The following is a 344-nucleotide window of genomic DNA, read 5'->3' as shown; positions in this document are numbered from 1 at the left end:
GAACTGGCCGAGGCCGCCGAATCCGAGGAGTACGACGCCGCACTGCGCGAGAGTCACGCCGCAGGCATGGACGCCGTCGGACCGGACGTGGGAACCCCGACCATCCACGTCAACGGTGTCGCGTTCTTCGGCCCGGTCCTGTCGCGGATTCCTCGCGGCGAGGACGCGGGCAAGGTGTGGGACGGTGCGGTCGCACTGGCCGGCTACCCGCACTTCTTCGAGCTGAAGCGCACCCGGACCGAAGACCCCCAGTTCGACTGAGCCCCGTCCCGGGCACGGTCACCGAGTGACGGGCCCGGCCGGGTCGGCCGCGTATTGCAGTAGCTGCGGATCGCGGTAGATCT

The 344-nt window shown here is 69.8% G+C and carries 1 protein-coding gene; it reads left to right on the top strand.

Annotated elements, in window-relative coordinates; translation table 11 throughout:
- Positions 1 to 261 (top strand): mycothiol-dependent nitroreductase Rv2466c family protein (locus tag AZG88_RS55910; RefSeq protein WP_442971775.1); only part of this gene is annotated, 261 nt, incomplete at its 5' end.
- Between the last annotated feature and the right edge of the window lie 83 nt (positions 262 to 344).

Origin of the sequence: Rhodococcus sp. LB1 (assembly GCF_001583455.1) — a bacterium.
GTDB lineage: Bacteria > Actinomycetota > Actinomycetes > Mycobacteriales > Mycobacteriaceae > Rhodococcus_F > Rhodococcus_F opacus.
The sequence above is the reverse complement of the archived record's forward strand: the minus strand, read 5'-3'. Positions and strand labels throughout refer to the sequence as shown.